Genomic DNA, 13489 nt, shown 5'->3' on the forward strand with positions numbered 1-13489 from the left:
AACTTGTCCGCGCTGGCGAACCCCGATCGGGTCCAGGTCAATCAGCGACAGCCCTCACGATCGCCTGATGGTGGCTGACCTCCGCGCGGGGTCGGGGGCGATCGACGGTCTGGGGCTTCGTTCCTCAGCCCCAGCCCACCGAAGGCGTGGTTGGCCGCCGTTCAGGGCGATGGGGAGGCGTGCAATATACGTGCAATGATCAAGGCCGTTGCCGATGCGGAGAGCTGCTCTGCCGCAGGTCAGGCACAGTGCGCCGTCGGGAACGGTCACGCCCTGTAAAACCGTCGACGGTTCGGCGCCGTGCCCGTCGCGTGCCCGATGGGACGGGAAACGAGGGGGAACAGCGGGAAGTCACGGGGAACGCGATCAGTGCCGTGATCTGCGTCTTCGCTGGTGGCCCATGATCGGCATGCGTCTTTGCAAGCAGGATGTCAGGAGTTCGAATCTCCTAGGCTCCACCCCAGCTCGAAGGCCACCTCCCATGATCGGGAAGTGGCCTTTTCGATCTTATACAGCAGCGAAATACAGCAACGGCCCCGACCTTGAGCAGCGCGAGGGCGTCCATGCCGTCAGGCCGACTACTCCTGAGGGATCGGAAAGCCGTACAGACTGGAGATCTCTCGGAGAGCTCGGCACAGGCTGACTGCACCGGGGCATAGTCCTTGTACTGGAGCTTGACGCTGGCGTAAGGCTTGTTGCCGCACGCACCGCGCTGAGGGCCGGTGTTGTGCCACCCGCACAGACCCTTGTGGCCGGTCATGTCCTGGTGCGGCGACCGTCGCCTGCTTGGAGCACGCGCTGGTGTCGGCGTACGCCTGAACGTGCTCAACCCGTACAGGTGAACGTGCTCAGTTGATGATGCGCTGACCACGGGCTCTCGTCGGTCCGCAATGGACGGTCGACGGCATCGGTCGGCAGGGCACTTCTCATGCCACCTTGATGACGACTTTTCCTGAGGCGTGACCGTTCTCGACGGTGGCGAGGGCGGCCGGGGCGTCGGAGAGCGGGTGGACCGCGGTGATCACGGGTGCGAGGACTCCGTCGAGGGCCAGCCGGGCGGACCGTTCCAGGTTCTCGCGGTCGAGGCGACGCTCGATGAAACGCCCACCGACATCGGGCACAGACATGTCACCCACGGCGATGACGGTGCGGGGATCCCGGGCCAGCGGAGCGACCGTCCGCAGCGAGGTGCCTCCGACCAGGTCGACGATCCCGTCGAAGCCGTCCGGAGCCAGCTCACGTGCTGCGGCGACGACGTCCTCGGCGGTGTAGTCGATGAACCGCACCCCGATGGCTTCGGCGTGCTCGCGCTTGGCGGTGCTCCCGGTTCCGATCACACGCAGCTCGCGCCCGATGGCCAGCCGGGCGACGGCGAGGCCGACCCCGCCCCCGACCCCGTTGACCAGGACCGTGGCGCCGACCGGGAGGCCGAGCTGGTCGAGCGCATCCACCGCGGTCGTCCCGGCCACTGGCAGCGTTGCCGCCACGGTCGCGGACAGGCCCGCCGGAATACGCGCGGTGTTCGGCGCGGACAGCACCGTCGTCTCGGCGTAGGTGCCGCCACCGGTGAGTGCGAAGCCGAAGACCGCGTCACCCACCTCGAGCCCGTCAACGTCCTCGCCCCGGGCGAGAACGGTTCCCGCTGCCTCCATGCCCAGCACACGGGGGAACGGACGTCCGCCGTCGAGCCCGGGGACCGAACCCGAGCGCAGGGCGTGGTCGAGGGGGTTCACGCCGGCGACGTGGACCCGGATCAGCACCTCGCCGCGACCGGGGTCGGGATCGGGACGATCGAAGAACTCCTGCACCTCGGGCCCGCCATGCTTGCCGAAACCCCACGCTTGTCCCATTCTCTGCCGCCTCCCGTATGACCGACCCGGCGATTCCGGGCTCTGCAGCCATCCTCACCCCTGACATTGATGTAAGGGGCAACCGAGTGAGACGCAGGTCACAGCATCAGGCCGAACGTGCCACCGGTTCCGCGGTCGTGGACAGCTCCGCCCGGTGCCGGCTGTTGGCCTTGATCAGCACGTCGAGTGCATCCCGGGCTTCGATCAAGTGCGCGATGTCGGTGTCGATCCGGTCGCGCTCGCGCATCATCGCCGTGAACGTCTCCTCGGCGACGCCCAGGTCACCTGGGACGTCCACACACGGCAGCACAGTCGTGATCATCCGGCTGGACATACCCGCGTCGAACAGCTGTCGGATGAGCGACACGCGCTGGACCGCGGCATCGGAATAGTGACGTTGCCCGGCGTCGGAGCGTGAGCTGGTCAACAGGCCCTGCTCTTCGTAGTACCGCAGTGAGCGCGGACTCACGCCCGTGCGCTTGGACAGCTCGCCGATCCGCATCCCCGAGAGTCTACGCGCGTGCTCCACGTTCAGACCGCCGACGAGTCATGGACGCAACCAACGGACGCACCTACCTGCGCGTCACCACCGCCCACGACCGACACCGCCGACGCAGCCAACGCGTGATCCCCATGAGCGCCGAGCTGTTCCACGTCATCGCCTCGATCATCCGGCGGCGCACGCGCAGGGGCCGGACGATCGAGCTGATCAAGCGCTTCGACTACCACGACAAGGTCTGGAGCGCACCGCTGCCGTTCCTGCTCCAGCGCCGGCACGGCTCCACCCGGCGGATGATCTCTCCCGCCACCGTGTTGCATCAGCTCAGGCGGCGATGCGAGGAACTCGCCGAGCACCACACGCAGTTCCGGACCGTGCGCTTCACCCCGCACGACTTCCGCCGGATTTTCACCACCGAGCTGGTCAACAGCGGCCTGCCGATCCACATCGGCGCCGCCTTGTCGGAGCACCTCAACATCCAGACCACCCGCGGCTACGTCGCCGTCTTCGACGAGGACGACGTTCGCCACCACACCGCTTACTTCACCAACCGCCGTACCTTGCGCCCCGGCGACGAATACCGCCAGGCCAGCACCCGAATACCGCCAGGCCAGCACCGAGGAACGGCAAGAGTTCGAGGAACACTTCGACAAGCGCAAGGTCGAGCTGGGCTCATGCGGCCGGCCCTACGGCACCCCATGCCAGCACGGGCACGCCTGCATCCGCTGCCCGATGCTGAACGTGAACCCCAAGATGCTCGACCGGATCAACGAGATCGAGACCGATCTCCTCGCCCGTCGCGAACGCGCCGAAACCGTGGGTACACAGGCCGTCAACCCCTGCTTGTCCGCCTACCACAAGCCGCACGCCGATGCAGGTCACAAGCTGGTGCGCTGCCTCAGGGTGCCCGTGTGCCGTCCGACATCCAGCCCTTTCTCGGCCGCCCACCCGTCGTCGTGACAGGTCGCCAGATGCCGATCGGCCGCGTCGCCGATCAGCGACACCACCGTGCCGGTCTCGCCCCTGGCCCGCATGCGCTCCACCAGCTCCAGCGCCGCCCACAACGCGGTGCCCGAGGAGGCGCCAACCGGCAGCCCGGTCACCTCGCGGATGTGCCGGGCCGCCGCCAGACTGGCCGCGTCGGGCACGGGGACGACCAGGTCCACGAGGTCGGGCCGGAAGCCGGGCTCGATGCGCGGGCGTCCGATGCCCTCGATCCGCGAGGGCATCCCGGTGCCGTAGTCGGGCACGTCGAGTGTCCATCCTGGAAAGTAGGCCGAATTCTCGGGATCCGCCACCGCGACCCGGCAGTCCTCACCGTGGGCCCGGATCCACCGGCCGAGGGTGGCCGAGGTCGCTCCGGTGCTCGCACCCGTCACCACCCAGTCCGGCCGCACCTGCCCGAACAGCTCCTCCGCCAGGTCGTGCGGCGCGGCCCGCCCGAACTGGTCCAGGAAGTGCCCGTCGATCTCGCGAGCGGCCTTGTAGATCGCCAGCGGCGGCGTCACGAATCGGCATTCCCCGCCCAGTTCCTCCACCGGCCGCGCCCGCGCCTGGGTGCGCTCGCCCGGCATGACCACGATGTACGGCAGCCCGAGCCGCCGCGCGAACCACGCCTGGGCCACGGCCGCGTTGCCGCCGGTCGCCTCCACCACGGTCACGCCCTCGGTGACCGACCCGTCGAGCACGGCCCGGCGGAACAGCGCCCTGGCGTGCCGGTGCCGCAGGCTCCCCGTCGGTTGCGCGGACTCGTCCTTCAGCAGCAGCCTGATCCCGGGCGCCGATACCGGGAAGTCAATCAGCGGGGTGGGCTCACCCACCGCCAGCACGTCGAACGCTCGCGTGTTCCAATTCACCATCCCACCATGTCAGGCGCGGCTCGGAGGACTGCGCCCATTCGCTACCAGCGAGCGGGTCAGGGGATCCGCGCGCTCTCCCCTGAAAAGACTGTCGCGGTCGCCCGATCAACCCAGGTGCAGATAAGCCGGGTCGGCCTGCAGCGAGGCGCGGCTGACCGATGGAGGGTGGTCTTGGCGGCCGCCGGTTGCGATGCGGCGAGATGAATCTGTTCGAGCAGGTCACGGTGACGGTGGAGGAAGGTGCGATCGACGTCGGCTCGGCGGGCGATGGCGGAGACGCTGAGGTCCTCACCGGTCTGCCGAGCCTGCTTCACAACGGCGAGAACGCACTGGCGGCGTCGGGCGGAGTCCGCCCGGCGCCCCGCCGCCATCGCACTGCCGCCGCTCATGCGGAGCGGTCCGGTCGGACGTCGGGCAGCGGTTGGCGGACGGCGGACATGCCGAGGGTGACGATGCCTTGGCGGTGCCGGCGGACGAGAGTGACGATGCCTTGGCGGTGCCGGCGGACGATGGTGACGACTTCCATGATCTGTGCTTTTTCCTCCTCGGCAAGGTCGTCGACGTCGGCTTTGATGCGGGAGATCAGCCGGCGGACGTGGGAGATCTGCTCGTCGGAGGGCATCGCTTCAGCTCGTGTCCAGTCGTCGACCTCGACGGTGGCCGGCAGCTTTTCCCGGCTGCGTAGCAGGTCGGCCAGGTAGGTTTCCAGGTCGGGCAGGTAGGAGACGTCGGTGCGGAGGTGGCCGCAGCCTACGCAGCGGAACCGGAACGGGCACGCATGTCCTCCGGCGGCGACGTTGCTGGGCTCGGTGCAACCGCAGCGTCAGTTCCGCCTTGGCGTTGATCGGACGGATCACCGAAACCGACATCGCCACCGACTGGTTCCAAGCGCGGCACTCGCGCATCAGCGCCCCCTCCTGGCAGCCACTCATGCCTTGAATGCAGGGCTGGCTGGGAAAGGATCATCTTCATCCAGGGAAGCGATCAACGATTCCCTGACTCGTCCGCAGGTCAGGGTCGCTCGTGAACACTCCACCGCACATCGAAGACCACCTCCCATGATCGGGGAGTGGCCTTCGATCTCGTGCAGCAGCGAAATTCACTTACGGCGACAGAGCCGGTTGCTCGCCGAGCCGTCTGAGAGATCGGGAGTATGCGGGCTTTGAACTCGGGATGGAGCAGGCTTCGGGGTCGCTTGGAGCGGTAGGGCCGGCCGCATCGCCGAGTGAGGCGGTCAGCCCGTTCGGCGTCAGGCCGCGATCTTCTTCTCGTGCCAGGTGTAGTAGAGGAAGGTGCTGTCGGGCCCGGTCAACGTGCCGTAGATCTGCCAGAAGCCGTTGGCGCCAAGCGAGTAGCGGAAGACCTTGTCCCCGGGCCGGTCGTCCACGAACGTCTCATCCGGTGAACCGTTGGACCAGCTCCGTACCTCGATCGTGAATGTCGAGCCGTCCGGGACGTCAAGGCAGACCTCGTACGTGGTCGGTGACGGACCGCCGAAGCGGTAGGCGAAACCGTCCACCGCAGGCCTCTCGACATTGGTGGGGACGAAGCTCTCCCGGATCCGGGTGTACTCCCCTGAGGAGCAGTCGATCGGGGAGGTGGCCGCGGAGGCGGGGCTGACGCCGGTGAGCGTGGCGCCGAGGATGCCGGCGATGAAAACGGAGACGGTGCGCTTCATGCTTCTCCTCATCCGTGCAGTGGCTCTCCAACTAAGTAGTTGAAGACTTTACTAATCTTGGCCTAGTCGCCACATCCGGACAAGCCTGAGCAATAAATTTACGCATTCCTGAGTCAAGTGATTACATTCGGCTTCTGCCTGCCAAACTAGGCATAGGTGTCAAAGAAGTACAAAACTATGAATTGAGGGCAAGAAGGGTCCATCCTTCGTGGGGGCATGAAAATCGGAAGCCCGAGGTTCCCGCTCCGAGGTACGCGAGCGGCTCACCGCCCGCCGTTGCACCGCCGCCCGCAAGGCCCGGATCCTGACCGAATTCGAGCAGCTCGACAGGGCAAGGGTCGTCCGCCATCCCACCGGGAAATAGGTGCCCGAACGCAGTTTCGGAATGGCGAGCTCGACGGTGCCGGCGCGGGTGTCCCAGTCCCGGGGCCGGTAGCCGTTGCGCCGGTTGGCCCGCTCGCTGCTGTGCTCGCCGTAGGCGGCGCCGCCCGGCTGTCGGCTTCGGCGGACATCAACGCCTCGGCCATGGTCTTCACCATGGAGCGCAACAGATCCGGGTCGTTGGTCTGAATCTGCTCCGCCAGCCACGCCATCGGGTCCACACTGTTGTTCACGGCCATCGCTTTCTTCCTTCGATCTTGGTTTCGCAATCACGAAGGATCACACGATGGCCGTCTTCATGTTCGGCGGCACGCCTGTGTGCTGGGGAAACTCTTACACCACTTCCATGGACGCAACCGGCAGAGCTGCGCCGGAGGGGCGTCCTCCCAGCGGAGGTCACAGTGGTTCCTGGTCGGATCCGTAGGTTCCTGGGCCTGGGGCGGATCTAGGATCAACTCATGCGGACCGGGTACAACGAGGCTTTGGCGCTGCTCGGCTACGTACTGGGCATGGTGGCCGCGTCCGTACTCGCCGAGTGGGCACGCGAGAGCGGCGGGGAGTCGCTCAGCGAGGTCCTGTTCATGTGTTCACTGCTGTTCGAGGTCGCGTTCCTCTTCGGGTTGGTCCGGTTCTTCTTCCAGGGGCTGCGGTGGGGCGGCCGCCTCTTCGCGCGTCGGTGGCGGACGGCGGCCTCGCAGGCCGGCCCTGTGTCGCCGGGCCGCTAGGAGGCCGTGCTCCACAGCCGCACCGTGCCGCCCGCATCGGGGGCGGCCAGCAGGTGCCCCCGGGGGTGGAAGGCGAGTGAGGAGACATGCCCGGTGCGACCGTTCAGCGGTTCACCGGCGGGCCGGACGGTCGCGGTGTCCCACAGCCGCACCGCGAGGTCGTCGCCGGCGGTCGCGAAGAACCGGCCGCCGGGGTGGAAGGCCACCGCCCAGATGTGATCCCCGCGATGGCCGCGCACCGGTTCGCCGACGGGGCAGCCGGTCGTGACGTCCCACAGTTTCACCTGGTTGCGGTCGTATCCGGCCGCGGCCAGCAGGCGCCCGCCGGGGTGGAAGGCCACCGCGTGGACGGATCCGCTGTGATCACCCGGCAAGTGGCCGACGGACCGTCCGGTCTCGCCGTCCCACAGCCGCACGGTACGGCCTGCGGTGCCGGCCAGCAGCCTCCCGTCGGGGGAGAAGGCCACCGCGTGGGCGGGATCGCCGATGCCGCCCAGCGGTTCACCGGCGGGCTGCAGGGTGCCGGTGTGCCACAGCCGTACGGTCCCGTCCTGGCCCGCGCTGGCCAGTAGATGCCCCCGAGGATGGAAGGCCAGCGCGGTGACGCCCTCGGTGTGGCCGTCCGGCGGTTCACCGGTGAGTTGGAAGGCGTCGGTGCGGCCGTCCGGCGGTTCACCGGCGGGCTGGAAGGCGTCGGTGCGGAACACCCGGATCGCGCCGTCCGACCAGCCGGTGGCGACCAGACGGCCGCGGGGGTGGAAGGCCACCGCCCAGGCCTGTTCGGCAGGGTCGGCCGGGGACCGGCCGACGGCGTGGCCGGTGGCGGTGTCCCACAACCGCACCGTCCCATCCTCTCCGGCGACGGCGAAACAGCCACCGCCGGGATGGAAGGCGACATCCGCCGGGGTACAGCGTCCGATCTGGATGTCCCGAAAAGGAAGGGTCATATCGATCGGAGGATAGCCCCGTCCCCACCGGACCTCCGTGTGGGACAGACCTCCCCGAACACCGCGTGGCGGCGCGGCGTGCCACTTCCGGAAATGAGCGGCGCGCCGACCGGTGACGGCCGCGCTGCCCGGGGAAGACGGGCAGCGCGACCTCCTACGGCCCCGGACCCGTGCGGGGACCCCGTCTGCCCCGCCGGAGGGTTCCGCGGGGCCGTACGGCCCGCCGGGAACCGGTGAGCCCCGCGGCGGGGGAACGGCTCGGCAGGGGAACGGCTCGCACCAGTCGGTGGTCGGGTTACCGGCCGCCGCACAGGGCGTGGTCGATCAGCTCCAGGGTGATGTCCTTCGTGGGATTCGGGACGCCCGGCTCGGGCTTCAGCGAATCGGTGTTGAGCGACACCACCACGCTGCGGGAACCGTCCGGGGTGACGCCGTTGCGGGTCATGTAGCCGAAGATGTCGCCGCCGTGGGACCAGTGGCCGCCGCAGGAGTTCGAGATGTACATGATGCCCAGCCCGTAGCGGGCGCCCGGGAGGAAACCCTGGAAGGCCGCGCTGGTGGGCACGGTCTTCTTCATCTCGGCCAGCTGGGCGGGCTTCAGCACCCGGCCGCCCAGCAGCGCCCGCAGGAACCGGTTCGAGTCGTCCGTGGTGCTGATCATGGCGCCGGCCGCGCCGGCGAGGGACGGGTTGATCCTGGTCGCGTCGATGAACTCGCCGTACTTGGGGTCTTCCTGCGAGGCGCCTTCTCCCGGGAAGCGCTCGTACCCGATGGCGTGCGGCCGGGGGACGGCCGGGTCCGTCTTCGGTATGAAGGTGTTGCGCAGGCCCAGCGGCCGGAGGATGCGGTCGCGCACCTCTTCCTGCCAGGGGTTGCCGGTGGCCCGCTTGATGATCATACCGAGCAGGGTGTAGTTGGTGTTCGAGTATTCCCAGCGCCCCTTGGACAGGTCCCGCGCGGGGAGGCTCATCGCCATCCGGACGAGTTGCTCGTCCGTCAGAGTCTTGTACCGGTTCTTCTGGAACTCCTTCTCGCTCATGATCATCGTCAGCTTGCGCGTGTAGTCGGGCAGCGGGGTGGTGTGCTGCAGCAGCTGCCGCACGGTGATGGTCCGGGCGTCGATGCCCTTGCCGGTCAGCAGTCCGGGAAGCCACCGGTGCACGCTGTCGTCCAGCGACAGCCGGCGTTCGCCGGCCAACTGCAGCACGGTCGCCGCGACGTACGTCTTCGTGAAGCTGCCGATGCGGAACTTCGCGTCCCACGGCACCGGCGTCCGCCCGGCCAGGTCGCCGAACCCGCTGCGCACCGTGACGTCGCCGCGGGCCCGGTCGAGGCCGACCAGCACGCCCGGCGTGCCGTACTTCAGCAGTTCGTCGGCGTCGTGCTGCAGGGTGGACCGGAGGTCGCGGCGGGGGCTCGCGTCGGCACCGGCGGCGCCGGCGGCGGCGATCCCGAGTGCCATCCCGCCCGCCAGGACGACGGCGGTGCACGCGGTTGCTCTGATTCGTCGTTTCGTCACGCCGTCGAACCTACGGATCGCATCGGCGCGGGTCGTCACCCGACGACGGCAACTTCGGCTACCCCTCCGGGGGTAACCGCGACTACCCCGACCGGCCGGTTACGCGCCGGCGATCAGTGGATACCGTGGGGCCGGTGCGGACAACGCTGCGATCCGTTCCGGTGGACGTGCTGCTGGCCGTCGTGTTCACCGGATTGACCATGGTGACCCTCGGCGAACAGCACGGCGGCCGGATTCCGTGGGCCCAGGGCGCCGTCGCCGTACTCACCGTCATGCCGATCGCGGTGCGGCAGCGGGCACCCGTGCTCACCACGGCGGTGATCGTCGGCGCGCTCACCGCGTACGCGCTGCTCGGTTACGGCGACTTCCCCAACGGCGGTGTCGGCATCCTGGTCGGCTTGTTCACCGTCGCCATGCTGCGCGGGCCCGGCGTCGCGGCCGTCATGTTCCTGGCGACGATCGCCATGACGGTGGTCGCCTACTTCACCGGCGGCGCGTCGACCGGCGCCGCCGCCTGGTCGGAGATCGCCCAGACGAGCCTCATCATGGCGGGCGTCTGGGCGCTGGGCTACAGCACGAAGAACTGGGCGCTGCGGGCCGAGCGGCTGGCGGCGCAGGCGGCGCGCGCGGCCGCCGACGAACGCGTGAGCATCGCCCGGGAACTGCACGACATCGTCTCGCACCACATGTCGGTCGTCTCACTGCAGTCGGGACTGGCGGAGTACGTGCTGGACAGCGACCCGGACACGGCGCGGACGGCGATCGCCACCGCCGGAGAGGCCAGCCGGGAGGCGCTGCTGGACATGCGCCGCCTGCTCGACGTGTTGCGGATCGAGCCCGGCGACGAATCCGGCGACGAGCCGGACGTCGCGGCCGGCGCCGAGCCCGTCGCGGGTTCCGGATACCGTCCGCAGCCGGGACTCGCCCAACTGGAGGAACTGGTGAACCGTACGCGCAACGCCGGCGTCGAGGTCGAGCTGTCGGTGACCGGCCGCCCGTTCCCGCTTCCGCCGGGGGTGGACCTGTGCGCCTACCGGATCGTGCAGGAGTCGCTGACCAACGTCCTCAAACACGCCGGTCCGGCCTCGGCGCGGGTCGGGGTCGACTACGGCCCGCACACCCTCACTGTCCGGATCAGCGACGACGGCAACGGAGGCGACCGCGTCCACGCGTCGCCGACGTCGCACGGCATCCGGGGCATGCGTGAGCGCGCCGAACTCTACGGTGGCGTGTTCAGCGCCGGACCCGCGAAGGAGGGCGGTTTCACCGTGACCCTGCAGCTGCCGCTGGGCGAGGCACGATGACCGTCCGCGTTCTCGTCGCCGACGACCAGGCACTGATCCGGGCCGGCCTCGTCGCCCTGCTGCGGGCCGCCCCCGGGATCGAGGTCGCCGGGGAGGCCGGTGACGGCGCGGAGGCCGTGGCCCTCGCCGCGGAGACCAGGCCGGACGTCGTGCTGATGGACATCCGGATGCCCGTGATGGACGGCATCGCGGCCACCCGCCGCATCCTCGCCGACGACGGCGGACACCACCCCCGCGTCGTCGTTCTCACCACCTTCGACCTCGACGAGTACGTGTACACCGCGCTGGGCGCCGGAGCCTCCGGCTTCCTGCTCAAGGACACGCCGCCGCAGCGGATCATCGCGGCCGTGAACACCGTCGCGGCCGGTGACATCCTCATCGCGCCGCGGATCACGCACCGGCTCATCGAGGCGTACGCCAGACTGCACCGGGCGACGGGCGCCCGCGGGAGGCTGGGCGAGCTGACCCCGCGCGAGACGGAGGTGCTGCGCCTGGTCGGCACCGGTCTGAGCAACGCCGAGATCGCCGAGCGCCTGGTGCTCAGCGAGGCGACGGTCAAGACCCACGTCAAACGGACGATGAACAAGCTCGGCCTCAGCAGCCGGGCCCAGGCCGTGGTGGTGGCGTACGAGACCGGCCTGGTCGTGCCCTCATCCGCGGACACCGGCCCTGCCGGCGGAGCCGCCCGTGCCGCTTCCCGGCCGGAGTCGTAGCGTCCCGGAGTCGTAGCGTCCTGGGTCCGGGGCGGGCCTGAGATCGGCTCATGCGTGCACCGCCGGTCCGCGCGTACCATTCGGCGGTGGAGGTTTTGGAGCCGGAGGTGTGGCGGGCCCGGGCGGAGGAGCACCGGCGGCGGGTCGAGGAGTGGACGGCGCCCTACCTGGCGCGCAAGGCGCGGCGGGAGAGCCATCCCGTCGAGGACTTCCTGTTCGTCTACTACGACCACCGGCCCGCCTGGCTGCGGCGGTGGCATCCGGGCGCCGGGGTGGTGCTGAAGGGGGCGAGCGGTTTCGGCCGCTTCTACCTCGACACCCCCGAGGGCGCCGTGCTCGACACCGCGGCGCTGATGGACAGGCGCGGGTCCTCCGTCGAGTGGATCGCGCGGCTGCTGGCCGCCACCGCGTCGCGGCCGGCCTATCTCGGCTGCTTCGGCCTGCACGAGTGGGCGATGGTCTACCGGGCCGCGGAGGTACGGCATGGCGCCTGGCCGCTCCGGCTCGGCGACGAGGAGATCGCGGAGGTCGTGGAGCAGCGGGGCGTGCGGTGCGGTCATTTCGACGCGTTCCGCTTCTTCACCCCTGAGGCGCGCCCGCTCAACGTGCTGCAGCCGACGCGCGAGCGGCAGCGCGAGCTGGAGCAGCCGGGCTGCCTGCACGCCAACATGGACCTGTACAAGTGGGCGTACAAGCTGTCGCCGCTGGTGGGCAGCGAGCTGGTCGCCGACTGCTTCGCGCTGGCCCGCGACATCCGCGAGGTGGACATGCGGGCCAGCCCGTACGACCTGAGCGCCCTCGGCCACCGGCCGATCCGGATCGAGACGCCCGAGGGGCGGGCCGAGTACGCCGCCGAGCAGCGGGGGTTCGCCGAGCGGGCGCGGCCGTACCGGCAGCTCCTGCTCGACGCCTGCGAACGGCTCCTCGCCGCCGCCCCTGAGAACCCGCGGTCCGAAGTGCGGCCTGTGGGAACCGGTTAGCCGTCACCGGCCGGAGGCTCTGCCGGCAACGGTGTCGAGCCGTACGGTGCCGAAGCCGTACGGTGCCGAAGCCGTACGGTGCCGGCCACGTCGCGAGGGCCATGCTGCAGGCCCGGACGCCGCCGGTCTCGGATAGCGTCGGAGCCATGCGGCTTCATGTGGGATGCGCGATGTGGACGCACAAGGCGTGGCAGGGGCGTCTCCTGCCCCACCCGCTCCCCCCGGAGGAGCGGTTGAGGGCCTATGCGACCTGGTGCAACGCGGTGGAGGGCAACACCACGTTCTACGCGACGCCGGCGAGGAGCACGGTGGAGTCGTGGGCGGGGCAGGTCGGCCCCGGTTTCCGCTTCGTGGTCAAGCTGCCCAAGCCGATCACGCACGAGCGCCGCCTCACCGGCGCCGACGAGGAGCTCCGGGCGTTCCTGGAGGCGATCGAACCGCTCGGGCCGCGGGCCCACGCCCTCTGGGTCCAGCTGCCGGCGTCGTTCGGACCGGCCGACCTCGACGTGCTGGCGGGTTTCCTCCGCGGGCTCCCCCGCTCGTACCGGTACGCCGTCGAGGTCCGTCACCGCGCGTTCTTCGACGACGAGCGGTCCGCGCGGCTTCTCGAAGGGGTCCTGTCCGGAGCCGGGGCCGAGTGGGTCCCGTTCGACACCACGGCCTTCTTCCGGAGCCCGCCGACCAGCGACGCCGAACGGGACGCGTGGCTGAAGAAACCGCGTGTGCCGCGCCGGGCGCCCGCTCTCACCGACCGCCCGATCGTCCGCTACCTCGGCCGGGACGACACGGCCCGCACGGTCGAGGGCTGGCAGGAGTGGGTCGCCACGGTCGCCGGGTGGCTGCGCGAGGGCCGGTCGCCGACCGTGTTCGTGCACACCCCCGACAACGCCGACGCGCCGGTGCTCGCCCGCCGCTTCCACGACGAGGTGCGAGCCGTGCTGCCCGGGGTCGAGCCGCTGCCCGAGCCCGTGCCGGTCGAGCCGCTGACCCTGTTCTGACAGCGAGGCCGTACGGGGGAGGCCGTACGGGGGAGA

The 13489-nt window shown here is 69.7% G+C and carries 12 protein-coding genes and 2 pseudogenes; 6 read left to right on the plus strand and 8 right to left on the minus strand.

Translation table 11 applies throughout. From position 1 onward, the window contains the following. Positions 1-926: 926 nt before the first annotated feature. Both HS048_RS04395 and HS048_RS04400 read right to left on the minus strand, forming a co-directional pair. Positions 927-1850, minus strand: a complete 924-nt coding sequence (locus HS048_RS04395) for an NADP-dependent oxidoreductase (RefSeq protein WP_196466214.1) — start codon at positions 1848-1850, stop codon at positions 927-929. A 106-nt stretch (positions 1851-1956) separates the two neighbouring features. Beyond that, positions 1957-2352, minus strand: coding sequence for a MerR family transcriptional regulator (locus HS048_RS04400; RefSeq protein ID WP_068900197.1), 396 nt, complete (start codon positions 2350-2352; stop codon positions 1957-1959). A 131-nt stretch (positions 2353-2483) separates the two neighbouring features. Between HS048_RS04400 and HS048_RS39085 the strand changes: the two are divergent. Beyond that, positions 2484-2801 (plus strand): annotated as a pseudogene (locus HS048_RS39085) (hypothetical protein); the annotation flags it as partial. Positions 2802-3227: 426 nt separating this feature from the next. Here the strand turns inward: HS048_RS39085 and HS048_RS04410 are convergent. From HS048_RS04410 to HS048_RS04425, 4 genes and pseudogenes are all read right to left on the minus strand, one after another. Continuing rightward, on the minus strand, positions 3228-4208 hold the full coding sequence (locus HS048_RS04410; RefSeq protein ID WP_196466215.1) for a PLP-dependent cysteine synthase family protein: 981 nt from the start codon (positions 4206-4208) through the stop codon (positions 3228-3230). Positions 4209-4593: 385 nt separating this feature from the next. After that, the gene (locus HS048_RS04415) at positions 4594-4830 is read right to left on the minus strand and encodes a hypothetical protein (protein WP_196466216.1); all 237 of its coding nucleotides are present in this window, start codon (positions 4828-4830) and stop codon (positions 4594-4596) included. 627 nt (positions 4831-5457) lie between these two features. Further along, positions 5458-5886, minus strand: a complete 429-nt coding sequence (locus HS048_RS04420) for a hypothetical protein (protein ID WP_196466217.1) — start codon at positions 5884-5886, stop codon at positions 5458-5460. Positions 5887-6240: 354 nt separating this feature from the next. Continuing rightward, positions 6241-6479, minus strand: a pseudogene (locus HS048_RS04425) (transposase); the annotation flags it as partial. 246 nt (positions 6480-6725) lie between these two features. On the opposite strand from HS048_RS04425, the gene HS048_RS04430 reads away from it, so the two are divergent. Next, positions 6726-6992, plus strand: a complete 267-nt coding sequence (locus tag HS048_RS04430; RefSeq protein ID WP_196466218.1) for a hypothetical protein — start codon at positions 6726-6728, stop codon at positions 6990-6992. Here the strand turns inward: HS048_RS04430 and HS048_RS04435 are convergent. Further along, the gene (locus HS048_RS04435) at positions 6989-7939 is read right to left on the minus strand and encodes a WD40 repeat domain-containing protein (protein WP_196466219.1); all 951 of its coding nucleotides are present in this window, start codon (positions 7937-7939) and stop codon (positions 6989-6991) included. The two genes, HS048_RS04430 and HS048_RS04435, sit on opposite strands and share 4 nt — an antisense overlap. A gap of 295 nt (positions 7940-8234) precedes the next feature. Then, positions 8235-9458 carry a serine hydrolase gene (locus HS048_RS04440; protein ID WP_196466220.1) on the minus strand — a complete coding sequence of 408 codons (1224 nt, stop codon included), beginning with the start codon at positions 9456-9458 and terminating at the stop codon, positions 8235-8237. 134 nt (positions 9459-9592) lie between these two features. Here HS048_RS04440 and HS048_RS38680 point away from each other — a divergent pair, with 134 nt between their 5' ends. From HS048_RS38680 to HS048_RS04460, 4 genes are all read left to right on the plus strand, one after another. Beyond that, positions 9593-10762 carry a sensor histidine kinase gene (locus HS048_RS38680; RefSeq protein ID WP_196466221.1) on the plus strand — a complete coding sequence of 390 codons (1170 nt, stop codon included), beginning with the start codon at positions 9593-9595 and terminating at the stop codon, positions 10760-10762. Continuing rightward, a complete protein-coding gene (locus HS048_RS04450) occupies positions 10759-11475 on the plus strand; it encodes a response regulator transcription factor (RefSeq protein WP_196466222.1) in 717 nt (238 codons plus the stop codon). The genes HS048_RS38680 and HS048_RS04450 overlap by 4 nt, the downstream gene beginning before the upstream one ends. Before the next feature lie 86 nt (positions 11476-11561). After that, positions 11562-12455 (plus strand): 3-methyladenine DNA glycosylase, encoded by an 894-nt coding sequence (locus tag HS048_RS04455; RefSeq protein ID WP_307832363.1) that lies wholly within the window; start codon positions 11562-11564, stop codon positions 12453-12455. Positions 12456-12601: 146 nt separating this feature from the next. Further along, complete coding sequence (locus HS048_RS04460) at positions 12602-13453, plus strand: DUF72 domain-containing protein (RefSeq protein ID WP_230880725.1); 852 nt, start codon at positions 12602-12604, stop codon at positions 13451-13453. The last annotated feature ends 36 nt before the right edge of the window (positions 13454-13489 follow it).

It is taken from the genome of Planomonospora sp. ID91781 (assembly GCF_015711595.1).
Classification (GTDB): domain Bacteria; phylum Actinomycetota; class Actinomycetes; order Streptosporangiales; family Streptosporangiaceae; genus Planomonospora; species Planomonospora parontospora.

What these genes read in the sequence shown, in the direction of transcription:
- HS048_RS04450 (WP_196466222.1), top strand. Translation starts at nt 10,759, where the DNA reads ATGACCGTCCGCGTTCTCGTCGCCGACGACCAGGCACTGATCCGGGCC.
- HS048_RS04430 (WP_196466218.1), top strand. Translation starts at nt 6,726, where the DNA reads ATGCGGACCGGGTACAACGAGGCTTTGGCGCTGCTCGGCTACGTACTG.
- HS048_RS04410 (WP_196466215.1), bottom strand. Translation starts at nt 4,208, where the DNA reads ATGGTGAATTGGAACACGCGAGCGTTCGACGTGCTGGCGGTGGGTGAG.
- HS048_RS04415 (WP_196466216.1), bottom strand. Translation starts at nt 4,830, where the DNA reads ATGCCCTCCGACGAGCAGATCTCCCACGTCCGCCGGCTGATCTCCCGC.
- HS048_RS04420 (WP_196466217.1), bottom strand. Translation starts at nt 5,886, where the DNA reads ATGAAGCGCACCGTCTCCGTTTTCATCGCCGGCATCCTCGGCGCCACG.
- HS048_RS04435 (WP_196466219.1), bottom strand. Translation starts at nt 7,939, where the DNA reads ATGACCCTTCCTTTTCGGGACATCCAGATCGGACGCTGTACCCCGGCG.
- HS048_RS04460 (WP_230880725.1), top strand. Translation starts at nt 12,602, where the DNA reads ATGCGGCTTCATGTGGGATGCGCGATGTGGACGCACAAGGCGTGGCAG.
- HS048_RS04400 (WP_068900197.1), bottom strand. Translation starts at nt 2,352, where the DNA reads ATGCGGATCGGCGAGCTGTCCAAGCGCACGGGCGTGAGTCCGCGCTCA.
- HS048_RS04395 (WP_196466214.1), bottom strand. Translation starts at nt 1,850, where the DNA reads ATGGGACAAGCGTGGGGTTTCGGCAAGCATGGCGGGCCCGAGGTGCAG.